Annotated in this window: 24 protein-coding genes; 13 read left to right on the forward strand and 11 right to left on the reverse strand. The window is 57.0% G+C overall.

Annotated features, from left to right (window positions below):
* Positions 1–21: 21 nt before the first annotated feature.
* Positions 22–1,374, forward strand: coding sequence for a proline-specific permease ProY (proY, locus tag ACLHDD_RS01465; protein ID WP_427102642.1), 1,353 nt, complete (start codon positions 22–24; stop codon positions 1,372–1,374).
* A gap of 513 nt (positions 1,375–1,887) precedes the next feature.
* Here the strand turns inward: proY and ACLHDD_RS01470 are convergent.
* The 3 genes from ACLHDD_RS01470 to ACLHDD_RS01480 form a co-directional block, all read right to left on the reverse strand.
* Positions 1,888–3,144, reverse strand: a complete 1,257-nt coding sequence (locus ACLHDD_RS01470) for a histidine-type phosphatase (RefSeq protein WP_427102643.1) — start codon at positions 3,142–3,144, stop codon at positions 1,888–1,890.
* Positions 3,145–3,957, reverse strand: coding sequence for an inositol monophosphatase family protein (locus tag ACLHDD_RS01475; protein WP_427102644.1), 813 nt, complete (start codon positions 3,955–3,957; stop codon positions 3,145–3,147). It abuts the gene before it with no gap.
* A 205-nt stretch (positions 3,958–4,162) separates the two neighbouring features.
* Positions 4,163–4,744 (reverse strand): ACP phosphodiesterase, encoded by a 582-nt coding sequence (locus tag ACLHDD_RS01480; RefSeq protein ID WP_427102645.1) that lies wholly within the window; start codon positions 4,742–4,744, stop codon positions 4,163–4,165.
* A 103-nt stretch (positions 4,745–4,847) separates the two neighbouring features.
* On the opposite strand from ACLHDD_RS01480, the gene queA reads away from it, so the two are divergent.
* The 5 genes from queA (at position 4,848) to secF (ending at position 10,328) form a co-directional block, all read left to right on the forward strand.
* The gene (gene queA, locus ACLHDD_RS01485) at positions 4,848–5,918 is read left to right on the forward strand and encodes a tRNA preQ1(34) S-adenosylmethionine ribosyltransferase-isomerase QueA (protein ID WP_427102646.1); all 1,071 of its coding nucleotides are present in this window, start codon (positions 4,848–4,850) and stop codon (positions 5,916–5,918) included.
* Between the two features lie 77 nt (positions 5,919–5,995).
* Positions 5,996–7,144 carry a tRNA guanosine(34) transglycosylase Tgt gene (tgt, locus tag ACLHDD_RS01490; protein WP_111140010.1) on the forward strand — a complete coding sequence of 383 codons (1,149 nt, stop codon included), beginning with the start codon at positions 5,996–5,998 and terminating at the stop codon, positions 7,142–7,144.
* Complete coding sequence (yajC, locus tag ACLHDD_RS01495; RefSeq protein WP_009091760.1) at positions 7,144–7,476, forward strand: preprotein translocase subunit YajC; 333 nt, start codon at positions 7,144–7,146, stop codon at positions 7,474–7,476. The genes tgt and yajC overlap by 1 nt, the downstream gene beginning before the upstream one ends.
* Before the next feature lie 25 nt (positions 7,477–7,501).
* Positions 7,502–9,349: a protein translocase subunit SecD gene (secD, locus tag ACLHDD_RS01500; protein ID WP_427102647.1), complete on the forward strand. Its 1,848-nt coding sequence runs from the start codon at positions 7,502–7,504 to the stop codon at positions 9,347–9,349.
* A 10-nt stretch (positions 9,350–9,359) separates the two neighbouring features.
* Positions 9,360–10,328: a protein translocase subunit SecF gene (secF, locus tag ACLHDD_RS01505; RefSeq protein WP_427102648.1), complete on the forward strand. Its 969-nt coding sequence runs from the start codon at positions 9,360–9,362 to the stop codon at positions 10,326–10,328.
* 60 nt (positions 10,329–10,388) lie between these two features.
* Here secF and ACLHDD_RS01510 read toward each other — a convergent pair whose 3' ends face one another.
* Entirely contained in the window at positions 10,389–10,967 is a 579-nt protein-coding gene (locus ACLHDD_RS01510; protein ID WP_427102649.1) for a DUF3251 domain-containing protein, read from the reverse strand.
* Positions 10,968–10,983: 16 nt separating this feature from the next.
* Positions 10,984–11,421, reverse strand: coding sequence for a peptidoglycan-binding protein LysM (gene lysM / locus ACLHDD_RS01515; protein WP_427102650.1), 438 nt, complete (start codon positions 11,419–11,421; stop codon positions 10,984–10,986).
* Positions 11,422–11,607: 186 nt separating this feature from the next.
* On the opposite strand from lysM, the gene nrdR reads away from it, so the two are divergent.
* The 6 genes from nrdR (at position 11,608) to pgpA (ending at position 15,678) form a co-directional block, all read left to right on the forward strand.
* Positions 11,608–12,057 carry a transcriptional regulator NrdR gene (gene nrdR, locus ACLHDD_RS01520; protein WP_009091750.1) on the forward strand — a complete coding sequence of 150 codons (450 nt, stop codon included), beginning with the start codon at positions 11,608–11,610 and terminating at the stop codon, positions 12,055–12,057.
* A 3-nt stretch (positions 12,058–12,060) separates the two neighbouring features.
* Positions 12,061–13,161: a bifunctional diaminohydroxyphosphoribosylaminopyrimidine deaminase/5-amino-6-(5-phosphoribosylamino)uracil reductase RibD gene (gene ribD / locus ACLHDD_RS01525; RefSeq protein ID WP_427102651.1), complete on the forward strand. Its 1,101-nt coding sequence runs from the start codon at positions 12,061–12,063 to the stop codon at positions 13,159–13,161.
* A gap of 90 nt (positions 13,162–13,251) precedes the next feature.
* On the forward strand, positions 13,252–13,722 hold the full coding sequence (ribH, locus tag ACLHDD_RS01530; protein WP_111140005.1) for a 6,7-dimethyl-8-ribityllumazine synthase: 471 nt from the start codon (positions 13,252–13,254) through the stop codon (positions 13,720–13,722).
* Between the two features lie 19 nt (positions 13,723–13,741).
* Positions 13,742–14,161, forward strand: coding sequence for a transcription antitermination factor NusB (gene nusB, locus ACLHDD_RS01535; protein ID WP_009091744.1), 420 nt, complete (start codon positions 13,742–13,744; stop codon positions 14,159–14,161).
* Between the two features lie 55 nt (positions 14,162–14,216).
* Positions 14,217–15,194, forward strand: coding sequence for a thiamine-phosphate kinase (gene thiL, locus ACLHDD_RS01540; RefSeq protein WP_427102652.1), 978 nt, complete (start codon positions 14,217–14,219; stop codon positions 15,192–15,194).
* The gene (gene pgpA / locus ACLHDD_RS01545) at positions 15,175–15,678 is read left to right on the forward strand and encodes a phosphatidylglycerophosphatase A (RefSeq protein WP_427105153.1); all 504 of its coding nucleotides are present in this window, start codon (positions 15,175–15,177) and stop codon (positions 15,676–15,678) included. Before thiL ends, pgpA begins: the two co-directional genes overlap by 20 nt.
* Positions 15,679–15,734: 56 nt before the next feature.
* On the opposite strand, the gene ACLHDD_RS01550 is transcribed toward pgpA, so the two are convergent.
* From ACLHDD_RS01550 to xseB, 4 genes are all read right to left on the reverse strand, one after another.
* Positions 15,735–16,709: an aldo/keto reductase gene (locus tag ACLHDD_RS01550; RefSeq protein WP_427102653.1), complete on the reverse strand. Its 975-nt coding sequence runs from the start codon at positions 16,707–16,709 to the stop codon at positions 15,735–15,737.
* A gap of 82 nt (positions 16,710–16,791) precedes the next feature.
* Positions 16,792–18,657 carry a 1-deoxy-D-xylulose-5-phosphate synthase gene (gene dxs, locus ACLHDD_RS01555; RefSeq protein ID WP_427102654.1) on the reverse strand — a complete coding sequence of 622 codons (1,866 nt, stop codon included), beginning with the start codon at positions 18,655–18,657 and terminating at the stop codon, positions 16,792–16,794.
* 19 nt (positions 18,658–18,676) lie between these two features.
* Entirely contained in the window at positions 18,677–19,576 is a 900-nt protein-coding gene (ispA, locus tag ACLHDD_RS01560) for a (2E,6E)-farnesyl diphosphate synthase (RefSeq protein ID WP_427102655.1), read from the reverse strand.
* A complete protein-coding gene (gene xseB / locus ACLHDD_RS01565) occupies positions 19,576–19,818 on the reverse strand; it encodes an exodeoxyribonuclease VII small subunit (RefSeq protein ID WP_313654368.1) in 243 nt (80 codons plus the stop codon). The genes ispA and xseB overlap by 1 nt, the downstream gene beginning before the upstream one ends.
* A gap of 232 nt (positions 19,819–20,050) precedes the next feature.
* Here xseB and thiI point away from each other — a divergent pair, with 232 nt between their 5' ends.
* A complete protein-coding gene (thiI, locus tag ACLHDD_RS01570; RefSeq protein ID WP_427102656.1) occupies positions 20,051–21,499 on the forward strand; it encodes a tRNA uracil 4-sulfurtransferase ThiI in 1,449 nt (482 codons plus the stop codon).
* A gap of 63 nt (positions 21,500–21,562) precedes the next feature.
* Here the strand turns inward: thiI and yajL are convergent, their stop codons facing one another.
* Both yajL and panE read right to left on the reverse strand, forming a co-directional pair.
* Positions 21,563–22,159, reverse strand: coding sequence for a protein deglycase YajL (yajL, locus tag ACLHDD_RS01575; protein WP_427102657.1), 597 nt, complete (start codon positions 22,157–22,159; stop codon positions 21,563–21,565).
* Positions 22,113–23,033 (reverse strand): 2-dehydropantoate 2-reductase, encoded by a 921-nt coding sequence (gene panE / locus ACLHDD_RS01580; RefSeq protein WP_427102658.1) that lies wholly within the window; start codon positions 23,031–23,033, stop codon positions 22,113–22,115. The genes yajL and panE overlap by 47 nt, the downstream gene beginning before the upstream one ends.
* Positions 23,034–23,128: the final 95 nt, after the last annotated feature.

Raw genomic sequence — 23,128 nt, forward strand, 5'->3', positions numbered from 1 at the left:
ATTTCACAGGTACAGGTTGTTATGCAAGAAACCAACAAGCTCAAACGCGGACTGAGCACGCGCCATATCCGCTTTATGGCACTGGGATCGGCGATTGGCACCGGGCTGTTTTACGGTTCCGCTGATGCGATAAAAATGGCCGGACCGAGCGTGCTGCTCGCCTACATCATCGGCGGGGCCGTGGCTTACATCATCATGCGCGCACTGGGTGAGATGTCTGTTAATAATCCCCAGGCCAGCTCCTTCTCCCGCTATGCCCAGGATTACCTGGGACCGATGGCGGGCTATATCACCGGCTGGACCTACTGTTTCGAAATCCTGATTGTGGCGATAGCGGATGTCACCGCTTTCGGCATTTACATGGGCGTCTGGTTCCCTGAGGTACCGCACTGGATTTGGGTGCTGAGCGTGGTGCTGATCATCGGCGCGGTCAATCTGATGAGCGTGAAGGTGTTTGGCGAGGTGGAGTTCTGGTTCTCCTTCTTCAAGGTCGCCACCATCATCGTGATGATTCTGGCCGGTTTTGGCATGATCATCTGGGGAATCGGCAATGGCGGTCAGCCGACCGGCATCCACAATCTCTGGACTAACGGCGGCTTTTTCGCGCACGGCGTGGTGGGTATGCTGTTGTCGCTGCAGATGGTGATGTTTGCCTATGGCGGCATTGAGATTATCGGCATCACCGCTGGTGAAGCGAAAGATCCGGAAAAGTCTATTCCCCGCGCGATTAACTCCGTACCCTGGCGCATTCTGGTGTTCTACGTCGGCACGCTGTTTGTGATTATGTCGATCTACCCGTGGAATCAGGTTGGCACTTCCGGCAGCCCGTTTGTGCTGACCTTCCAGCACCTGGGGATCGCGGCTGCGGCCTCCATTCTTAACTTCGTGGTGCTGACGGCCTCGCTTTCTGCCATTAACAGTGATGTGTTTGGCGTAGGCCGGATGCTGCATGGTATGGCGCAGCAGGGCCATGCGCCGAAGGTCTTTATGAAAGTCTCTTCGCGCGGCATTCCATGGGTGACGGTGGTGGTGATGATGTTTGCCATGCTGATAGCGGTCTACCTCAACTACCTGATGCCGGAAAAAGTGTTCCTGGTGATCGCCTCCCTGGCAACTTTTGCAACGGTATGGGTCTGGATCATGATTCTGCTGTCGCAGATAGCGTTTCGGCGCAAAATTGGTAAAGAAGCGGCCAGCAAACTGCACTTTGCCCTGCCTGGTGGCAGCTGGACCGCAGGCGTCGGCGTTGCCTTCCTCTGTTTTATTATCGCGCTGATTGGCTACTTCCCTGATACCCGCATTTCGCTCTATGTGGGTCTGGTGTGGATCCTCCTGCTGCTGGCAGGGTACAGACTGGTGCGTAAGCCTCGTTAATCTTCCGTTCTGCTCTCCCGGCTCCGGGAGAGCAGAACCAGTTATTTCCCGCCTCTGCGTTATCCTCTGTTATTTGTGTGATCCCCGGCACAGCATTCCGTTTTATCGCCGATGCGGCATCTCGCTGAAATAATATTGCGTGGTGTTCTGCGATTTATTTTCGCGACGGCGGACGGAAGAGGTTATTTCATTAAGCGGTTATTATCACAGATGCGAAATCCGGATAGCCGGACAGGCGTGATCGCGCAACAGCGCGCAACGGGCGGGCAGTGAACAGCCGGTGTGCGGACGAAGAAAATAAAAAACGGCGAAACCAGTCGCCGAAAGAATCAAAGAATTACAGGAAAAAATAATTATAAAGGGATGATTGACGTAACTATCGTAAAACAAAAAAGAGGGGGCTGATAGCCGGCACGTTTTAAATAAGAAAAGGTCGGAATGACGTTAATTAACGGCGGTTAACATTATTCAGGCCGCCGGAAAGTGGCGACCTGAATTTGATTAGCCACAGACTCAGGGCAATATAACCGAAACCGGCAGTGTAGCGCGGTTGTCCAGGTTTTTACGCAGCTGATTCAGCGTGGATTGATAAGGGCAGAGCAGGCCCACCTCCGTGACTCTGCAGGCCGGCTGATGCCACTCCTGACGTAACAGCGGATGCTTTTCATCAACCGGCTGTAGCTCACGGATCGCATCCAGACTCTGCGCCTGAAAATAGAGGCGCAAAAACCGTTCGCCGCTGCGGGTGTCGCGCCAGCGCTCCAGCACCAGACTGCTGCCAGGCGGAATGTTGCCGCGTGCATAACCGGGTAGTTGCCAGCTAAAGCCCATCAGGGTGCGTACCATGGCGATATTAGTGTCATGCCCGACCAGAATGAACCAGCGGGTGGGTGAATGCCTGTCGGCGATGGTCTCCAGCAGGGCATTAAGCAGGATTGAGCCGCGACGCTGAGCCAGATAGAAGAGGTCATTGCTGAGATCGTAGTTGGCGGTCAGCAGGGGCAGCAGCGCGGTGATCTGCGCGGCGGAAGTGATATGCCCCCAGGCGAGCTGATCGAATGGCAGATTTTCGCTGTAACCCAGCCGCAGTGTCTCCACCATGCTCGCCATCGCGCTCAGACCATAAACGTAACTGCCGCCGCTGCGGGTCTGCCGGAGTGACCAGGGCTGCTCGAAGAAGGTGCAGGCGCTGGCGGGCGGACAGACGGCGGTTTTCAGTTGCTGAATCGCGGGTTGCAGCTGCTTTTGCAGCTGCGCCAGATCGCCCGCTTTCTGCTGTTTAGCGGCCAGCTCCTGAGCCGGATCGCTCCGGGTGATTGCCAGTTTTTCACTCTGAAACAGGGGATCGGCGTCACCTGCCATGGCGTGTACCGGCACGCCGCAGCCGGGAAAGGCGCCGTCAGTCAGCGCCGCGCCAGTGGCGCGGGTGCGCTGCAGCGGACTGGCACGCACATAGACCTGCGTCGCATCCGGACAGCCTGCTTTCAGCAGGCCGAGCTGGCGATAGTGCTCGCCTTCCCAGCGGCCTTTATTAACCACCGCACTGTAGCCATGACCGGTCAGCTCGCCATCGGCCGTGCTCCACTGCGTCCAGGGCTGCTGACTGGCGGCTTCAATCTCTTTGCGGTTGCCTGGCGTCGGCGGGCGGACACCATGGCGGCTCAGTTCGACCACTTTTTCCAGCTGATATGCTGCCGCCTGTGCCGCCGGATCGGCCAGCCAGAGAGACGTAAGGATCAGTGCGCAACGGTACAGGGCAGGTAGCCTCATTTACTCATCCAGCGCGCTGTTACCGGTCAGCGCTTTGATCTGGGGATAAAGCGCTGCATTGGCCAGCAGCACCGGGTTCCCGTTTTGCAGCCCCCCATTACCCAGATAATCGTTAGTGACGCCGCCCGCTTCGCGCATCAGCACAATGCCCGGCAGGCTGTCCCAGGGATGCATGTGCGCTTCGTAGTAACCAATCAGGCGGCCGGCGGCCGCCCAGGCACTGGTCAGTGCGCCCGAACCTATGCGGATAAACATGCCGCCCTGCGCGATCAGCCCGTTAATCAATTGCGAAACGCCGTCGCCCGCTGTCCGGCTGGAGTTACTGATGCCGAGCAGCCCTTCATTAAGCTGCGTCGCGCCATGAACCTGCATACGATGCTCATTGAGCCACGCGCCCTGACCGGCCCGGGCGTGGAACAGCTCCTGATGATTAGGATCACAGACCACGCCGATAACCGGTTCACCCTCGCACACGACCGCCAGCGAGACGCACCAGTTTGGCAGCCCGTTGACGAAGCAGGCGGTACCATCGATCGGATCAATGACCCAGACAAAAGGGGCACCCTGAAGCTCGCCGCCGCTCTCTTCGCCACAGACGGCGTCCTCCGGAAACCGTTCAGCGATCAAGGTCTTAATTAAGGCCTCCACGTTGCGGTCGGCCTCGCTGACCACGTCCTGCAAATCCCTTTTGTGTTCCACCACCAGTGTCTGACGCTGCTGATACCAGGATAAGGCCCGGCTGGCCGCCGCACGGGCGATGTCGCAGGCGTAACGGTAACGCGCGTCAATTTCAGAATGCGAAGCGGATGACATCTTTTCCTCTTATGATTTTTTTGCCCTGTCGAACGGAAGGCGCGCCTGAACAGGCGGTCTGGCTGTGATGTTAACTTAACTACTGTTAAGAAAGGCTTCATTAAGCCGCAGATGACGTGTAATGGCAAGATGGTGTGGCGTGAGGCGACGTTTTTTCAGTGGACGAAAATGGACCGTCGCCAGCCCGGTAGCAGAGGATCGGGTTTTACAGGGTTTTATCGGTCGCCTGTGTCATTAAACGCGGATAAAAGTCAAAAAACAGTGCTTCCAGCTGATCGTAATGCTGGGTGAAATCGTGGTATGAGTCGCGCAGCGCCGCCAGGCGTGGCCGACGGCTGGCCATGCCGTGCAGCACCCGCTCCAGCCGTCCGGCCTCGGCATAGTGTTCAAACCAGCGCTCGCGCCACATCACCGCGTTAAGGTGCTGAAATTCAGAAGGCGTATCGCGCAGCTGCGGCACAATCTCCTGTTCGGCGGCGGCGGAAAATTGCGCCAGCGTCTGGTCAGGGGTGAATGCCTGCCAGTGGCGGGCCAGAAAGTGGTCCCAGATGACATCCAGGGTGATCGGTGCCACGCGGTACGTTTCCGCCCGGAACAGCTGGCGGGCGGTGCGTACCTCCGGCAGCCCATCGGTCATGACGTCGAGACGCCGATGCATGAGAATGCCGTCTGCGACGGGCGCAGACCAGTGCTGGTGCGGGTTACCCCGCACGAAGTCGGCCATCAGATTGCCGAGTAAGGAGCTGTCGGCCAGCCGGGCCAGATGGAGATGCGCGAGAAAGTTCATGCCGCATTATAGGCCGAACTGCCTTTGCACAGCCAGTTGTTCAGAATTTGTCGATTTTCCGCTAAACTATGCCGCCTGTTTTTGCCTGAGAAAGAACATTTCAATGCGTGTCGCCGATTTTGCTTTTGAATTGCCTGAATCCCTGATTGCTCACTATCCCCAGGCGCAGCGCAGCGGCTGTCGTCTGCTGTCGCTTGAGGGTCCCAGCGGTAACCTGTCACACGGTGTGTTCACCGATGTGCTGGATAAGCTCAATCCCGGTGACCTGCTGGTGTTCAACAATACCCGGGTGATTCCGGCACGCGTTTTTGGCCGTAAAGCCAGCGGCGGCAAAATCGAGATGCTGGTCGAGCGCATGCTTGACGACAAGCGCGTGCTGGCCCATGTGCGCGCCTCAAAAGCGCCAAAACCGGGTGCTGAGCTGCTGCTGGGCGAAGATGAGAGCGTGAAAGCGACCATGGTGGCACGCCACGATGCGCTGTTTGAAATTGCGTTCGATGACGAGCGCGCCGTGCTCGATATCCTTAACAGCGTCGGCCACATGCCGCTGCCGCCCTATATCGACCGTCCGGATGAAGAGGCTGACCGCGAGCTCTATCAGACCGTCTACAGCGCCCGTCCGGGTGCCGTGGCGGCCCCGACTGCGGGATTGCACTTTGATGAACCGCTGCTGCAGGCGCTGAAAGAGAAAGGCGTCGAAATGGCCTTTGTAACGCTGCACGTCGGCGCAGGCACCTTCCAGCCGGTGCGCGTTGAAACCATCGAAGAGCATCACATGCATGCCGAGTATGCCGAAGTGCCGCAGGACGTCGTCGATGCGGTGCTGGCCTGTAAAGCGCGTGGCAACCGGGTAGTTGCCGTCGGCACCACTTCCGTCCGTTCGCTGGAGAGCGCCGCCAAAGCGAGTCAGGATGCCCTGATTGCGCCGTTCTTCGACGATACCCAGATTTTTATCTATCCGGGCTATGAGTATCAGGTGATCGATGCGCTGATCACCAATTTTCACCTGCCCGAATCGACCCTGATTATGCTGGTGTCGGCCTTTGCCGGTTACCAGCACACCATGGCCGCGTACCGCGCAGCCGTGGCTGAGCAGTATCGTTTCTTCAGCTATGGAGACGCGATGTTTATCAGCAAAAATCCGCAGGCGCCGCTGGAAAAAGTGGGCGACTGATTTATCAACCGATAGCCGGAATCGCCCTTACGCGATGAAGGCTATCTGCATCGGACTGTTTCTCCGATGGAGGCTTTGTGAAATTTGAACTTGATACCACAGACGGGCGCGCACGCCGTGGCCGTCTGATTTTTGATCGCGGCGTGGTGGAAACCCCGGCGTTTATGCCTGTGGGCACCTACGGCACCGTAAAAGGCATGACGCCGGAAGAGGTGCAGGAGACAGGCGCACAGATCATTCTGGGCAACACCTTCCATCTCTGGCTGCGGCCGGGCCAGGAAATCATGAAACTGCACGGCGACCTGCATGACTTTATGCAGTGGAAAGGGCCGATCCTGACCGACTCCGGCGGTTTCCAGGTCTTCAGCCTGGGCGATATCCGTAAAATCACCGAAGCGGGCGTTCACTTCCGTAACCCGATCAATGGCGATCCGATCTTCCTCGATCCGGAAAAATCGATGGAGATTCAGTATGACCTCGGTTCCGATATCGTAATGATCTTCGATGAGTGTACGCCTTATCCGGCAGACTGGGACTACGCCAAACGCTCAATGGAGATGTCGCTGCGCTGGGCGAAACGCAGCCGTGACCGTTTCGACAGCCTGGGCAATAAAAATGCGCTGTTCGGCATTATTCAGGGTTCGGTTTACGAAGATTTACGAGATGTCTCGGTGAAAGGTCTGGTAGAGATTGGCTTTGATGGGTACGCTGTGGGCGGCCTGGCGGTGGGTGAGCCTAAGCAGGACATGCACCGTATTCTTGAGCACGTCTGTCCACAGCTGCCGCAGGATAAACCGCGTTATCTGATGGGTGTCGGCAAGCCGGAGGATCTGGTTGAAGGCGTCCGTCGCGGTGTCGATATGTTTGACTGCGTGATGCCGACCCGCAATGCCCGAAATGGTCATCTGTTTGTGACGGAAGGTGTGGTGAAAATCCGCAACGCCCGTTACAAAGATGACACTGCGCCACTGGATGCTGAGTGTGATTGTTACACCTGTCGCAATTACAGTCGTGCCTACTTGTATCATCTCGACCGTTGTAACGAAATACTGGGCGCGCGCCTGAATACTATCCACAATTTGCGCTACTACCAGCGTCTGATGGCAGGTTTACGCCAGGCCATTGAAGAGGGTAAATTAGAGCGCTTTGTAACTGAGTTTTACCAACGGACGGGCAAAGAAGTTCCGCCATTAACGTCTGACAATTCATCAATGAGGGAAATTTAATGAGCTTATTCATTTCTGACGCCGTGGCCGCAGCAGGCGCACCGTCTCAGGGAAGTCCGTATTCTCTGGTGATCATGCTGGTGGTATTTGGTCTGATTTTCTATTTCATGATCCTGCGTCCACAGCAGAAACGTGCGAAAGAGCACAAGAAGCTGATGGACTCTATTTCCAAGGGTGATGAAGTGCTGACCAGCGGTGGCCTGGTGGGTCGCGTAACCAAAGTCTCTGACACGGGCTACGTAGCGATTGCGCTGAATGACACCAATGAAGTGGTCATTAAACGTGATTTCGTCGCCGCCGTGCTGCCTAAAGGCACTATCAAGGCGCTGTAATTCTTTCTTCCCTAAGGGAACTGCCGTGTTAAATCGTTATCCTTTGTGGAAGTACGTAATGCTGGTCGTCGTGATTCTCGTCGGCCTGCTCTATGCGCTTCCCAACCTGTATGGTGAGGATCCGGCCGTTCAAATCACTGGTGCGCGCGGAAGCGCCGCCAGTGAGCAGACGTTGGATCAAATTCAGTCCGCATTAAAACAAGATAATATCCAGAGCAAATCCGTTGCGCTGGAAAACGGGGCAATCACCGCGCGCTTCGCCAATACGGATGTGCAGTTACGCGCCCGTGAAGCGATCATGAAAGCGCTGGGTGAAAACTACGTTGTCGCGCTGAACCTCGCACCCGCGACGCCACGCTGGCTGTCCCTGCTGTCTGCAGAGCCGATGAAACTCGGTCTCGATCTGCGGGGCGGTGTGCACTTCCTGATGGAAGTGGACATGGACACGGCGCTCAGCAAACTGCAGGAGCAGAATGCCGATACGCTGCGTAGCGACCTGCGCGCCAAAAACATCCCTTACACCAACGTTAACAAAATCGCGAACTACGGCGTGGAAATTCGTTTCCGTGACGCTGCCAGCCGCGATGCGGCGATCTCCTGGCTGAGCTCACGTCATCAGGATCTGGTGATCAACAGCAGCGGCAGCGATGCCCTGCGTGCCACCATGAGCGATGCCCGTCTGAGTGAAGCGCGTGAATATGCGGTTCAGCAGAACATTACTATTCTGCGTAACCGTGTGAACCAGCTGGGCGTGGCGGAACCGCTGGTGCAGCGTCAGGGTTCTGATCGCATCGTGGTTGAGCTGCCGGGGATTCAGGATACGGCGCGCGCCAAAGAGATTCTGGGCGCAACCGCAACGCTGGAATTCCGTCTGGTTAACACCAGCGTGGATCCGGGTGCCGCGGCCAGTGGCCGTGTGCCGGGTGACTCGGAAGTGAAGCAGATGCGTGATGGTCAGCCGGTCGTGCTCTACAAGCGGGTGATCCTGACCGGTGACCACATCACCGACTCGACCTCCAGCATGGATGAGTACAACCAGCCACAGGTGAACATCTCACTGGATGGCGCGGGCGGTAACATCATGTCGAACTTCACCAAGGACAATATCGGCAAGCCGATGGCGACCCTGTTTGTGGAGTATAAAGACAGCGGTAAAAAAGATGCCAGCGGTCGTTCCATTCTGGTGAAACAGGAAGAGGTGATTAACGTCGCCAACATCCAGTCCCGCCTGGGGAACAGCTTCCGCATTACCGGTATCAGCAATCCAAACGAAGCACGTCAGCTCTCGCTGCTGCTGCGCGCCGGTGCGCTGATTGCGCCTATCCAGATTGTGGAAGAGCGTACTATCGGACCGACCATGGGTCAGCAGAACATCACCCAGGGTCTGGAAGCCTGCCTGTGGGGTCTGCTTGCGTCGATCCTGTTTATGGTGATCTTCTATAAGAAGTTTGGCCTGATTGCGACCAGTGCACTGCTGGTAAACCTGGTGCTGATTGTCGGGATTATGTCCCTGTTGCCGGGGGCGACCCTGACCATGCCTGGTATTGCCGGTATCGTGTTAACGCTGGCGGTCGCGGTGGATGCTAACGTACTGATTAATGAACGTATTAAAGAAGAGCTGCGCAACGGGCGCTCGGTTCAGCAGGCAATTCATGAGGGCTACAAAGGCGCCTTCTCCAGTATTGTCGATGCGAACGTTACGACCCTGATCAAAGTTATCATTCTTTACGCGGTCGGCACCGGTTCGATCAAAGGTTTTGCGATTACTACCGCAATTGGTATCGCGACCTCAATGTTCACCGCGATTATCGGTACCCGTGCCATTGTTAACCTGGTTTACGGTGGCAAACGCATCAACAAGCTGTCTATCTGAGGAGTGCGTTGTGGCACAGGAATATAACATTGAGCAGTTGAACCACGGGCGTAAAGTCGTCGACTTTATGCGCTGGGATAAGCTGGCCTTCATCATTTCGGGACTGCTGATCCTCGCGGCGATTGCCATCGTGAGCGTGCGTGGCTTCAACTGGGGTCTCGATTTCACCGGCGGTACGGTGATTGAGATCGCGCTGGAGAAACCCGCCGACCTCGACACGCTGCGCAGTGAGCTGGTGAAAGCGGGCTTTGACGAGCCGCTGGTACAGAACTTTGGCAGCAGCCGCGACGTGATGGTGCGTATGGCGCCGGTAACCGGCGGTGCCGGCACCGAGTTAGGCAATAAAGTGGTGTCGGTGATCAATCAGACCACCCAGCAAAACGCGACCGTGAAGCGCATTGAGTTCGTCGGCCCGAGCGTGGGCAGCGATCTGGCGCAGGCGGGGGCGATGGCGCTGCTGTCTGCACTGATTGCGATTCTGATCTATATCGGTTTTCGCTTTGAGTGGCGTCTGGCGCTGGGTACAGTACTGGCGCTGGCGCACGACGTGATTATCACCTGCGGCCTGCTGGCGCTGTTCCGCATTGAAATCGACCTGACCATTGTCGCCTCGCTGATGTCAGTGATCGGCTACTCGCTTAACGATAAAATCGTGGTGTCGGACCGTATTCGTGAAAACTTCCGCAAGATCCGTCGCGGCAGCTCTTACGACATTACGAACGTGTCGCTGACCCAGACCTTAAGCCGTACGCTGATTACCTCGCTGACGACGCTGGCGATGATCCTCATCCTCTTCATCTTTGGCGGCGCGTTGCTGAAAGGCTTCTCACTGACCATGCTGATTGGTGTGGCGATCGGTACGATTTCATCCATTTATGTCTCTTCGGCGCTGGCGCTGAAGCTGGGCATGAAGCGTGAACACATGCTGGTGCAGAAGGTGGAGAAAGAGGGCGCCGATCAGCCTTCAATCCTGCCGTAATGCGCGTCGCGCAATAAAAACGGGCAGCCTCAGGGCTGCCCTTTTTTTTGCCTCGCTGACCTAAGGGGTAGCGGATGCCGCAGGGTTGGTCGGGGCCGGGGCGTCACCGGTCACGTTGTGCACCCGGACATAACCTAACTGCTCGGGTGTCAGACCGCTGAGCCGCAGCGGGATGGACGCCGAGTGCTGTGGCAGCAGCGAAGCCGGCAGCGCAACCGTCTGGCTCAGACTGTCCCTGTTGAGCGGTTTACCGGTTGCCGGGTCGAGTTCACCCCAGATGACGGTTGCATGCAGGGCGGGCAGAGGCCGATCGTCCATTGAACGAACGGTGAGGGTCGCCCGCGAGCCGCTGGCTTCGGCGGTGACCGGCGACAGTGTCAGCCGCAGCGTGCCGAGCTGGGTCTGCAGTGCTACCGGCGTGTTCGCCTGCGGCACCAGCCACGCACCCTGTTCAGAGTGGCTGTTAAGCTGTCCCTGAATCTCCAGCGCACTGGCCTGCGTGGTCAGATGCTGCATCTGCTGATTCAGCTGCGTGACTTCCTGATGCAACTCTCTGACCTGCGGATTACCGGCCGTTGTGCTGCAGCCGCTCAGCGTAACCAGCGAAAGTGCCACCGGCGCCCAAACCAACCTGTTCATAAGTTATCCTTGTCCGTTATTTGGGAATACGTAAAACCTGACCGGGATAGATTTTATCAGGATGAGAGAGCATCGGTTTGTTCGCCTCGAAAATCTTGTTGTACTCATTGGCGTTACCATACACCTCTTTGGAAATGGCGCTCAGCGTGTCGCCTTTTTTCACAGTGTAAAGCTGAGATTCGGTCGCGCCGTCGGTGACGGTAACCTTGTCTTCCACTTTGGTAATGCCTGCGACGTTGCCCGCCGCAATCAGGATCTTCTCTTTCAGCTCCTGCGAAAGGCCATCGCCGGTTACGGTCACGGTGTCGCCATTGACCTTTACATCAACTTTGTCACTGTCGGGTAAGCCGAGCTTGTTGATGTGATCCTGCAGCTTTTTATTCTGGTCATCGCCGCCATGCACGGCATCCCATAATTTTTCGCCGGCCTCTTTCACAAAGTTAAACAGCCCCATGTAACCTCCAGTGTGTGAGTGGAAAATTTTTAATGTTGCCTGTAAAGCGTAGTCCGTTTTGCGGCAGACGAAATTGAGCGTCGTTTATCCTGCGATGAGAATCCCAGGAAAGGCACGGAAGAGATTTTGTTGATCCGCAGTTCGCGTTACACTGTCTGGCCCATCACTCTCGCGTCAGGAAACGTCATGCATTGCCCATTCTGCTCCGCTGTGGACACCAAAGTGATTGATTCTCGTCTGGTTAGTGAAGGATCTTCGGTGCGACGCCGCCGCCAGTGTCTGATGTGTCATGAACGCTTCACAACGTTTGAAGTGGCGGAACTGGTGATGCCCCGCGTGGTGAAAAGCAATGATGTGCGCGAACCCTTCAATGAAGACAAAATGGCCAGCGGGATGATGAAGGCGCTTGAGAAGCGTCCGGTCAGTGCCGACGCGGTTGAGAGCGCCGTTAACCATATTAAAACCCAGCTGCGCGCCACCGGCGAACGTGAGATCCCCAGTAAACTGATTGGCAATCTGGTGATGGATGAGCTGAAAAAGCTCGATAAAGTCGCCTATATTCGCTTCGCTTCGGTGTACCGCAGCTTTGAAGACATTCGTGATTTTGGCGAAGAGATCGCCCGGCTACAGGATTAAACCATGGACGAACGCTATATGGCGCGCGCGCTGGAGCTGGCGCGACGCGGCCGCTTTACCACTATGCCAAACCCTAATGTTGGCTGCGTAATTGTACGTGATGGCGAGGTGGTGGGGGAGGGCTGGCATCAGCGTGCGGGTGAACCTCATGCAGAAGTCCATGCGCTGCGCATGGCGGGCGAAAAAGCGCGTGGCGCAACCGCTTATGTCACGCTCGAACCCTGTAGTCATCATGGCCGCACGCCGCCCTGCTGCGATGCGCTGATCGCCGCCGGTGTGAAACGTGTTGTGGCCGCGATGCAGGATCCGAATCCCCAGGTCGCGGGCCGTGGGCTTCACCGCCTGTACCAGGCGGGCATTGACGTCAGTCACGGCCTGATGATGGCCGAAGCGGAGGCGCTGAATCGCGGCTTCCTCAAGCGGATGCGCACCGGCTTCCCGTGGGTGCAGCTCAAGCTGGGCGCATCACTGGATGGCCGGACGGCAATGGCCAGCGGCGAAAGCCAGTGGATTACCTCGGCGGCGGCCCGTCGCGATGTGCAGCAGCTGCGTGCGCAGAGCGCCGCGATCCTCAGCAGCAGCGCCACGATACTGGCGGACGATCCCGCCCTGACGGTGCGCTGGTCCGAACTCAATGATGACAGCCAGGCTCTGCTGAATGAACAGGCACTGCGCCAGCCGGTGCGGGTTATCATCGACAGCCAGAATCGCGTGACGCCGCAGCATCGGATTATTTCGCAGCCGGGTGAAACCTGGCTGATGCGCCATCAGCCGGATCAGCAACGCTGGCCAGAGGCGGTGACGCAAATCGCGGTGCCACTGCGCGAGCAACAGCTGGATCTGGTCGCGATGATGATGCTGATGGGGCAGCGGCAGATTAACAGCGTCTGGGTAGAAGCGGGCGCCGCGCTGGCAGGTGCCCTATTACAGGCGGGCGTCGTCGATGAGCTGATCCTCTATGTCGCGCCTAAACTGTTAGGTCATGAAGGGCGTGGCCTGTGCCAGCTGCCCGGACTCAGCCAGCTGGCTGACGCACCAGCTTTCCGTTTCAGTGATGTCCGGCAGATTGGTGACGATTTACGCCTGACGCTGACGCCGCAATAGCATGGTCGGAAAAGCGAGAGCACGCCGCCCAAGAGTATGATAGAATCCGCCCCCCTGCGCGGGGCTAACCAAACCCCTGAAAGGATAAGTATGAAAGTTATCGAAGCTGCTGTTGCAACGCCTGAGGCCCGTGTTGCCATCGTTATTGCGCGTTTTAACAACTTCATTAATGACAGCCTGCTGGATGGCGCAGTTGATGCCCTGAAACGCATTGGCCAGGTCAAAGATGACAATATCACCGTCGTCTGGGTGCCGGGCGCTTATGAACTGCCTCTGGCCGCCCGCACGCTGGCTAACGCCGGCAAACACGATGCGATTATCGCACTCGGTACCGTGATTCGTGGTGGCACCGCCCACTTCGAATATGTGGCAGGTGAAGCCAGCTCTGGTATCGCCAGCGTCGCCATGAACAGCGATATTCCTGTCGCGTTTGGCGTGCTGACCACTGAAAGCATCGAGCAGGCCATTGAACGTGCCGGGACTAAAGCCGGTAACAAGGGTGCCGAAGCGGCACTGACCGCGCTCGAAATGATCAACGTATTGAAAGCCATTAAAGCCTGATTTTTGTAAGGGGAATTTTGTGAAACCTGCTGCTCGTCGTCGCGCCCGTGAGTGCGCTGTTCAGGCGCTTTACTCCTGGCAGTTGTCGAACAACGACATTGCCGATGTGGAATACCAGTTTCTGGCGGAACAGGACGTCAAAGATGTCGACATTACCTACTTCCGCGAACTGCTGTCCGGTGTGGCGACCAACAGTGCGTATCTGGATGGACTGATGAAACCCTACCTGTCACGTCAGCTTGAAGAGCTGGGACAGGTAGAGAAAGCGATTCTGCGCATCTCGCTTTATGAGCTGAGCAAGCGCGATGATGTGCCCTATAAAGTGGCCATCAACGAAGGCATTGAGCTGGCGAAAGTCTTCGGTGCTGAAGACAGCCACAAATTTGTCAACGGCGTGCTGGATAAAGCCGGTCCACAAATTCGACCCCATCGTAAATAAATAAAAAGGCCGGCTTGCCGGCCTTTTTTCATAAAGGGTTAAGCGGAACGTAATTATGTCTTGTGGTGAATTTGAACTCATCGCACGCTACTTCAACCGCAGAACACGCAGCCGCCGTGATGTCGAACTCGGCATCGGTGACGATTGTGCGTTACTTAGCGTGCCGGAAAAACAGACGCTGGCGATCAGCACCGATACCCTGGTCGCGGGTGTGCACTTCTTACGGGATATTCATCCTGCCGATTTGGGGTACAAAGCCCTGGCGGTAAACCTCAGCGATCTCGCGGCCATGGGGGCCGATCCTGCCTGGCTTACGCTGGCCTTAACCCTGCCGCAGGTCGATGAAGGCTGGCTGTCCGCCTTCAGCGAAAGTCTGTTCGAACTGCTGGAATATTACGATATGCAGCTGGTTGGTGGTGACACCACGCGCGGGCCTTTAAGCCTGACGCTGGCGATCCACGGCATGGTGCCGCAGGGCCGTGCCCTGAAACGTTCCGGTGCGAAACCCGGCGACTGGATCTATGTGACCGGCACGCTGGGCGACAGTGCAGCCGGGCTGGCGCTGCTGCAGCATCACTGCCGCATCAGCGATCCGGTGGTGCATGAGGCGCTGATTAAACGCCATCTGCGCCCGATGCCACGTATTCTGCAGGGGCAGGCTCTGCGTTCACTCGCCTCTTCAGCGGTGGATATCTCCGACGGCCTGATCTCCGATCTCGGCCATGTGCTGAAAGCCAGCGGCTGCGGCGCACGCCTGAATCTGGAGGCGCTGCCGCTCTCGGCGGCACTGCGCGATCACTTCGACCCCGAGCAGGTGCTGCGCTGGGCGCTGAGTGGTGGCGAAGATTACGAACTCTGCTTCACGGTGCCGGAAGTCAATCATGGCGCGCTCGATGTGGCACTGGGTCACCTGGGCGTGCCTTACACCTGTATCGGGCAGATAGCGCCGGCATCGGAAGGCCTGATGCTGCTGGACAACGGCAAGCCCGCGACATTCCGCCATAAAGGGTTCGATCACTTTGAGACTAAATAACGACGTGGCGAAAAGCCGCCTGCGGATGAGCAATCCCTGGCATCTGCTGGCAACCGGTTTTGGCAGCGGGTTAAGTCCGGTGGTGCCCGGAACCATGGGATCGCTGGCGGCCATCCCCTTCTGGTGGCTGATGACGTTTCTGCCGCAGGATCTCTATTCGCTGGTGGTGCTGGTGGGCATCTGCGTTGGCGTCTACCTGTGCCATCGCACCGCTAAAGACATGGGCGTACACGATCACGGCAGTATTGTCTGGGATGAGTTTATCGGCATGTGGATTACGCTGATGGCGATTCCGGTCAATAACTGGCAGTGGGTCGCGGGGGGCTTTGTGCTGTTCCGCATCCTTGATATGTGGAAGCCGTGGCCGATTCGCTGGTTTGATCGCAACGTTCACGGTGGCATGGGCATCATGGTGGATGACATCATTGCTGGCGTGATCGCGGCGGTGATGCTCTATGGCTTTGGGGTCTGGCTGGCGGGCTAGCTGCTCAGCCCGCTTTACGAAGGGTGTGACGCCCGGGCAGGGCGTCACGTCTGGCATTATTCGAATCCCACCGCCTGATGTGGCTGGTAAGCCTCTTCCAGCAGGGTTATCTCCTCGTCACTCAGCGTGACCTCGACCGCCTTCACCAGATCTTCAAACTGCTCCGCACGGGACGCGCCGATAATCGGTGCGGTGACGGCAGGCTTGCTCAGCAGCCAGGCGAGCGCCACCTGCGCCCGGGTGACGCCTTTGCTTTCCGCCACCTGCGCCAGTCGCCCGGCGATTGCCGCATCGTTCTCTTCCGTATTGTCATAGAGCTTTGCCATCACCTGATCAGAGGCGGATCGCGCGGTGTTTTCGCCCCACGGGCGGGTCAGCTTACCGCGTGCCAGCGGGCTCCACGGCAATACGGCAATCTGCTCTTTCAGGCAGAGCGGATGCATTTCACGCTCCTCTTCACGCTGAATCAGGTTGTATTGATCCTGCATGGTGACAAAGCGGTGCCAGCCCTGTTCTGACTGCATCTGCAAAGCGCGGGCAAACTGGCTGGCGTGCATTGAGGACGCGCCGATATAGCGGGCTTTGCCAGACTGTACGACATCATGCAGGGCTTCCAGCGTCTCTTCCAGCGGCGTGTCATAATCCCAGCGGTGGATCTGCAGCAGATCAACATACTCCATACCGAGACGCTGCAGGCTGTCATCGATCGATTGCAGGATATTTTTGCGCGACAGGCCCTGGGACAGATTGGTCAGCGGAAAATAGACTTTCGTGGCAACCACGATCTCTTCCCGACGGGCAAAATCTTTCAGCGCGCGGCCCAGAATCTCTTCACTGCTGCCATCGGAGTAGCTGTTGGCGGTGTCGAAAAAGTTAATGCCTGCGTCCAGCGCCTGCTGAATCAGCGGACGGCTGCTTGCTTCCGGCAGCGTCCAGGCGTGATTGCCGCGTGTGGGCTCGCCATAGGTCATACAGCCCAGACAAAGACGGGAAACCTGAAGGTCTGTGGTACCCAGTTGAATCATTTTCATGGTGGAGGCTCCTGCGAAAGTGCAAAGGTTTTAGCATAGCAGGGCGTTGCGCTCCCCGGAGGGAGCGCAGAGAGGAAGAACGTTACTGTGCCAGCCAGCGGGCGATCTGCTGCTGAATGCCCTCCGCGTCCAGCTGATAATCGTGCCGTATTTCATCCTGCGTACCCTGCGGAATGAATTCGTCGGGCAGACCAATGTTCAGCACCGGCACAGCCAGGCGTTTCGCCATCACAAATTCATTGACGCCACTCCCGGCACCGCCTTTGATCGCGCCTTCTTCCAGCGTGACCAGCGAGTCGTGCGTGGCAGCAAGCCCGGCGATCAGGACTTCATCCAGCGGCTTCACAAAGCGCATATCGACCAGCGTGGCGTTCAGTGCGTCTGCGGTGGCGGCGGCTTCCGGCAACAGCGTGCCGAAGTTCAGGATCGCCAGCTTTTCACCCTGACGTTTCACCACGGCTTTACCCAGTGGCAGGCTCTGCAGCGGCGCCAGCGGCGTGCCGACGCCGTTGCCACGCGGATAGCGCACGGCGCTGGGGCCATCCTGATAGTGATAGCCGGTATAAAGCATCTGGCGGCACTCGTTTTCATCGCTCGGGGTCATGATCACCATATCCGGCACACAGCGGAGATAGGCGAGGTCAAATGCGCCCTGATGGGTCTGACCATCTGCACCGACAATACCACCGCGATCGATAGCAAACAGGACCGGCAGTTTCTGGATGGCGACATCATGGATCAGCTGATCGTAGGCGCGCTGCAGGAAAGTGGAGTAGATGGCAACAATGGGCTTGTAGCCGCCAATCGCCATACCCGCTGCGAAGGTGACCGCATGCTGCTCGGCAATCGCGACATCAAAATACTGTTTCGGGAATTTACGTGAGAAGGCCACCATGCCGGAACCTTCACGCATCGCCGGGGTGATCGCCATCAGTTTCGGATCATCTGCGGCCATCTCGCACAGCCAGTTACCGAAGACTTTCGAATAGCTCGGCAGACCCTCTGCGCTTTTAGGCAGTTCACCAATGGCAGGATCGAATTTAGGCACCGCGTGCCAGGCAATCGGATCTTCTTCAGCTGGTGCGTAGCCTTTGCCTTTTTTGGTCATGATATGCAGGAACTGCGGCCCTTTGAGGTTGCGCATGTTGCTCAGCGTATTCACCAGCGTCAGGACATCATGACCGTCCACCGGACCGATGTAATTAAAGCCCAGCTCTTCAAACAGCGTCCCCGGTACGACCATCCCCTTGAGGTGCTCTTCGGTGCGCCTGACCAGTTCTTTGATTGGCGGCAGGCTGGTCAGCACCCGTTTGCTGCCTTCGCGCAGACGGGAATAGGTTTTGCCCGACAGAATCTGCGCCAGGCGGTTGTTCAGCGCACCAACGTTCTCCGAGATCGACATTTCGTTGTCGTTGAGGATCACCAGCATGTCCGGCTTGATATCGCCGGCGTGGTTCATCGCCTCAAACGCCATCCCAGCAGTAATGGCGCCGTCGCCAATGATGCAGGCGGTGCGGCGACCCTGACCTTCACGTTCAGCCGCGGCCGCCATGCCCAGACCGGCACTGATGGAGGTGGAGGAGTGACCCACGCTCAGTACGTCATATTCACTTTCGCCACGCCACGGAAACGGGTGTACGCCATTTTTCTGACGGATGGTGCCGATGCGATCGCGGCGACCCGTCAGAATTTTATGGGGATAAGCCTGATGACCCACATCCCAGACCAGATGATCAAAGGGCGTGTTGTAGACATAATGCAGCGCGACCGTCAGTTCGACTACGCCCAGACCCGACGCAAAATGGCCGCTGGAGCGGCTCACACTGTCTAACAGATACTGACGCAGTTCATCACACAGCGCAGGCAACTTCTCTTTGGGCAGGGCGCGCAGCTCCTGAACCGTGTTTGCCAGCGCCAGTGTCGGGTATTTAGCAATATCAAAACTCATCAGAGACTCATTATGGAAGTTATTTGTCGCGTTCAATTATGAAGCTCGCCAGCGCCTGCAGTGCTGTGGTGTTATAAGAGTGCGCAGCGAGCATTTCTAAAGCATCAAGAGCTTCCTGATACAAATCCCGCGCTTTAGCACGGGCATTTTCAAGGCCTAACAATGAAGGATAGGTGCTTTTTCCAAGATGCTCATCGGCACCCTGACGTTTTCCGATGACTGCCGTGTCACCCACCACATCCAGAATATCGTCCTGCACCTGAAAGGCGAGACCGATCGCTGCGGCATAGCGGTCCAGCAGCGGCAGCGCGTCACGGCCCGCATCGCCGGCCGCCAGAGCCCCCAGGCGCACGGCGGAACGGATCAGGGCGCCGGTTTTGTGGCGATGGATCTGTTCCAGCTGATCGAGATCGACCTGTTTGCCTTCTGCGGCTAAGTCCAGTGCCTGTCCGCCACACATCCCGGCAACGCCGCTGGCCTGTGCCAGTTCGGAGAGCATTTTCAGACGATATTCCGCGCTGACACCAGGCATCGCTTCATCGGCCAGAATGGAAAAGGCCAGCGTCTGCAGGGCGTCGCCCGCCAGAATCGCGGTGTCTTCGCCATACTTAATGTGACAGGTTGGCTGCCCGCGACGCAGTGCATCATCATCCATCGCAGGGAGATCGTCGTGAATCAGAGAGTACGCATGAATGCATTCAACCGCGGCGGCGGGCGCATCCAGACTCGCCGGGTCGGCGTGGAGCATTTCACCGGTAGCGTAGACCAGAAAAGGACGCAGGCGTTTACCGCCTAATAATGCCCCATAATGCATGGCATTCACCAGAGGAGAACTCTGAAAAGGAAGTGGCTCTATAAAACGCGTCAGCGCAGCGTTAACCTGCTGCTGACGATCGTCGAGTAAGCGGGCAAAATCCATTAGTTGTTTTCCGGCGTGAAAGCAGTGAGGTCGGCGTCTTTATCTTCATTCAGCAGAATACGGACGCGCTGTTCAGCCTGCTGCAGCGTCTGCTGACCCGTACGCGCCAGCTGTACGCCGCGCTCAAACTCATTCAGGGCCTCTTCCAGCGGCAGTTCACCACTTTCCAGACGGCTGACAATCTGCTCCAGCTGCTGCAATGACGTTTCAAAGCTGGCTGGCTGTTCGGCTTTTTTCGGCATATTTCGTGTCGACTCACGGTTGGGACATTATTTCGCAATCGGTCATGGTAGCTGAGAGCCTATGATTAGCAAAATAATCAATGCGGCGGCTGATGAAGAAGCAGTCACCTGACAAAGGTGATATACTCCCGCGCCTCGGATGCGGTTGCGCCTTGCAGCCCGCAATTTTGTGATTTTACCAGCTAAGTGCTGCCTGTTTTAGCACTTATTTGCCCAACGAAGCTGTGTCGCCATGAAGTTTATCATCAAGTTATTTCCAGAAATCACCATCAAGAGTCAGTCGGTGCGTTTGCGCTTTATCAAGATTCTTGCCAGCAATATTCGTAATGTCCTGAAAACCGTGAGCGACGATATCGCCGTTGTGCGTTTCTGGGATCACATTGAAGTGCGGTCAAAAAATCCGGCACTGCGGGACATTATTCCCGATGAGCTGACGCGCATTCCGGGGATCCATCACGTTTTAGCGGTCGAAGATCGTGAGTACACCGATGTCCATCACATCTTTGAACAAACGCTGGCGCAGTATCGCGACAGTCTGGAAGGAAAAAGCTTCGCCGTACGTGTAAAACGTCGTGGTAAGCATAGCTTCAGTTCGCAGGATGTGGAGCGTTATGTCGGCGGCGGCCTGAATCAGCATATTGAAAGTGCCCGCGTGCAGCTTAAAAATCCGGACATGACGGTGCATCTTGAGATTGAAGAGAACCGACTGACGCTGGTGACCGCACGCTATGAAGGCCTGGGCGGTTTCCCGATCGGTACGCAGGAAGATGTGCTGTCGCTGATTTCCGGTGGTTTTGACTCCGGTGTCTCCAGTTACATGCTGCTGCGCCGTGGCAGTCGCGTGCACTACTGCTTCTTTAATCTGGGCGGCGCGGCGCACGAGATTGGTGTCCGTCAGGTGGCGCACTATCTGTGGAATCGTTTTGGCCGTTCACACCGCGTGCGTTTCGTGGCCATCAATTTTGAGCCAGTGGTGGGCGAGATTCTGGAAAAAGTGGATGACGGACAGATGGGCGTGGTGCTGAAGCGCATGATGGTACGTGCCGCCTCGACGATTGCAGAGCGCTACGGTGTGCAGGCACTGGTCACCGGTGAAGCGGTCGGTCAGGTGTCGAGCCAGACGCTGACCAATCTGCGTCTGATTGATAATGCGTCCGACACGCTGATTCTGCGTCCCCTGATTTCGCACGATAAAGAACACATCATCAAAGTTGCCCGCGAGATCGGCACCGAAGATTTTGCCAGCACCATGCCGGAATATTGTGGCGTAATCTCAAAAAGCCCGACGGTGAAAGCGGTCAAGGCAAAGATCGAGGCGGAAGAGCAGAATTTCGACTTCACCATTCTGGATCGGGTTGTTGAAGAGGCGACGAATGTCGATATCCGCACTATCGCCGAACAGACTGAAGAGGACGTGGTGGAAGTGGAAACCGTTGCCCTGCTGAGTGAAAACGATGTGGTGCTGGATATCCGTGCCATTGATGAGCAGGAAGATAATCCGCTGACGCTGAATGCCACGGAAGTGAAGTCGCTGCCGTTCTACAAACTCAGCACTCAGTTTGGCAATCTCGACCAGAACCGCACCTGGCTGCTCTACTGCGATCGCGGTGTGATGAGCCGTCTTCAGGCGCTCTACCTGCATGAGCAGGGCTTTAAGAACGTCAAAGTTTATCGTCCATAAAGCCATAGCGCGTTGCCAGTCAGTCCTGTTCAGAGCTGACTGGCGTTAACGAAACGACCTGTTTTAAGCCTGATAGTCATAAATGCCGGGGGCCAGCACCAGCTGGGACGCAACTTCGCGCGCCATCTCTTTTCCCACCAGCAGATCGACAAGCTTCAGCGCAAAATCTATTGCCGTGCCGGGTCCCTGACTGGTCAGCAGATTGACACGCGGATCCCAGACGACCCGACGCTCCATCCACTGCTCAGCCGGGATAGTCTCTTTTAAACCCGGAAAGCCGGTCATGTTACCGACGGGGAAAAGATCGTGCGGGACCAATACCGTACCTGTTGCCGCGCAGATCGCGGCGACGATTTTCTCATTGAGGTGAAACTGACGCACCGTTTCGACCAGCAACGGACTGTCGCGAAAGGTTTCCGCTCCTTTGAGGCCGCCGGGCAGCACAATTGCGGCGAAATCATTGTCGGCAACGTCGACAAGCGTGACGTCAGCCAGCAGACGCACACCGCGCGAGCAGACAATTTCCCGGTTGCCATCGCTGTCGACGCTGGCGGTGACGACCCTGAGTCCTGCCCGAACCAGCAGATCGATGGTGGTGACGGCTTCGGTTTCTTCACTGCCATGTGCCAGGCAGACCAGCACCCATGCGTTCGCGCTCATAATGAGACTCCTTGCGTTTAATCATGTCATACAGACGGCTGTTCTCCGTCAGCACCAGGCCGTGCGTCCGGGCGCGGCGCAGCAGAAAACCACTGATATAATCAATTTCTGTGAGCCGCTGGGCGCGGACATCCTGCAGCATTGAAGAGGTATTGGCTGCGGTGCTTTCAATGACATCAAAGATAATATCCTGCAGACTTTCGCTGGCGATGCTCTGGCCTTCACGCTCCATCACCCAGCTGATCTCTTCGCAGAGTTGTGCAATCTGTTGCGGATAAGCGCGCAGGGCGCCGTTCTGACAATCATACTCCACGCTCAGCGGATTAATGATGCAGTTGACGGCCAGCTTCCGCCAGCAGGCCGCCCGGATATTATCATGCCAGGCTACATCGGGCAGGGCAGGGTGCAAAATATCGGCAAGGTCGCTGTAGGCTGCACTCTTGCGGTTGCCGGGGCCGATGTGGGTGATGCCGCTGGCAATATGTTTGATGACGGTACCATCGCGCATCGCGGCATGGGTCGTGACGCCGCGCAGCAGAGGCTGTGTCAGTCCTTTCAGTTCCTCCAGCGTGCCCATGCCATTGTGCAGCAGCAGTACCGGGCACTCCTCTGGCAGCACACTTTCCAGGTTTTTGACGGCCGGGGAAACCTGCGGTGCTTTGAGCGTGACCAGCAGAAGCTGACTTTCCGCCAGAAACAGCGGATCGTTGGCAATAAACGTACGATTCGAGATATTGCCCTGTGGGTCGATTACATTCGCCGAGCAGTAAGGCTGCGGCACCCGTAACCATCCCTGCACTTCATGTCCCTGGCGGGCAAACGCGGTCAGCCAGACCTGACCCAGCGCTCCGCAACCTAACACGGTAATTTTCATACTGCCTCCCGCTGGCGGGCTATCCATCTGTTATTTGCTGTCACACTCTTATTATAGCGTTGTGTGCAGCCTGATTTTATTTAGCACCTTAAGAC

Source organism: Pantoea sp. NSTU24, from assembly GCF_050157905.1.
Classification (GTDB): domain Bacteria; phylum Pseudomonadota; class Gammaproteobacteria; order Enterobacterales; family Enterobacteriaceae; genus Pantoea.

Bases quoted from the DNA above. Each gene is read 5' to 3' on its own strand.
- proY (WP_427102642.1), top strand. From the start codon at position 22: ATGCAAGAAACCAACAAGCTCAAACGCGGACTGAGCACGCGCCATATC.
- ACLHDD_RS01470 (WP_427102643.1), bottom strand. From the start codon at position 3,144: ATGAGGCTACCTGCCCTGTACCGTTGCGCACTGATCCTTACGTCTCTC.
- ACLHDD_RS01475 (WP_427102644.1), bottom strand. From the start codon at position 3,957: ATGTCATCCGCTTCGCATTCTGAAATTGACGCGCGTTACCGTTACGCC.
- ACLHDD_RS01480 (WP_427102645.1), bottom strand. From the start codon at position 4,744: ATGAACTTTCTCGCGCATCTCCATCTGGCCCGGCTGGCCGACAGCTCC.
- queA (WP_427102646.1), top strand. From the start codon at position 4,848: ATGCGTGTCGCCGATTTTGCTTTTGAATTGCCTGAATCCCTGATTGCT.
- yajC (WP_009091760.1), top strand. From the start codon at position 7,144: ATGAGCTTATTCATTTCTGACGCCGTGGCCGCAGCAGGCGCACCGTCT.
- ACLHDD_RS01510 (WP_427102649.1), bottom strand. From the start codon at position 10,967: ATGAACAGGTTGGTTTGGGCGCCGGTGGCACTTTCGCTGGTTACGCTG.
- lysM (WP_427102650.1), bottom strand. From the start codon at position 11,421: ATGGGGCTGTTTAACTTTGTGAAAGAGGCCGGCGAAAAATTATGGGAT.
- nrdR (WP_009091750.1), top strand. From the start codon at position 11,608: ATGCATTGCCCATTCTGCTCCGCTGTGGACACCAAAGTGATTGATTCT.
- ribD (WP_427102651.1), top strand. From the start codon at position 12,061: ATGGACGAACGCTATATGGCGCGCGCGCTGGAGCTGGCGCGACGCGGC.
- ribH (WP_111140005.1), top strand. From the start codon at position 13,252: ATGAAAGTTATCGAAGCTGCTGTTGCAACGCCTGAGGCCCGTGTTGCC.
- thiL (WP_427102652.1), top strand. From the start codon at position 14,217: ATGTCTTGTGGTGAATTTGAACTCATCGCACGCTACTTCAACCGCAGA.
- ACLHDD_RS01550 (WP_427102653.1), bottom strand. From the start codon at position 16,709: ATGAAAATGATTCAACTGGGTACCACAGACCTTCAGGTTTCCCGTCTT.
- dxs (WP_427102654.1), bottom strand. From the start codon at position 18,657: ATGAGTTTTGATATTGCTAAATACCCGACACTGGCGCTGGCAAACACG.
- ispA (WP_427102655.1), bottom strand. From the start codon at position 19,576: ATGGATTTTGCCCGCTTACTCGACGATCGTCAGCAGCAGGTTAACGCT.
- xseB (WP_313654368.1), bottom strand. From the start codon at position 19,818: ATGCCGAAAAAAGCCGAACAGCCAGCCAGCTTTGAAACGTCATTGCAG.
- thiI (WP_427102656.1), top strand. From the start codon at position 20,051: ATGAAGTTTATCATCAAGTTATTTCCAGAAATCACCATCAAGAGTCAG.
- yajL (WP_427102657.1), bottom strand. From the start codon at position 22,159: ATGAGCGCGAACGCATGGGTGCTGGTCTGCCTGGCACATGGCAGTGAA.
- panE (WP_427102658.1), bottom strand. From the start codon at position 23,033: ATGAAAATTACCGTGTTAGGTTGCGGAGCGCTGGGTCAGGTCTGGCTG.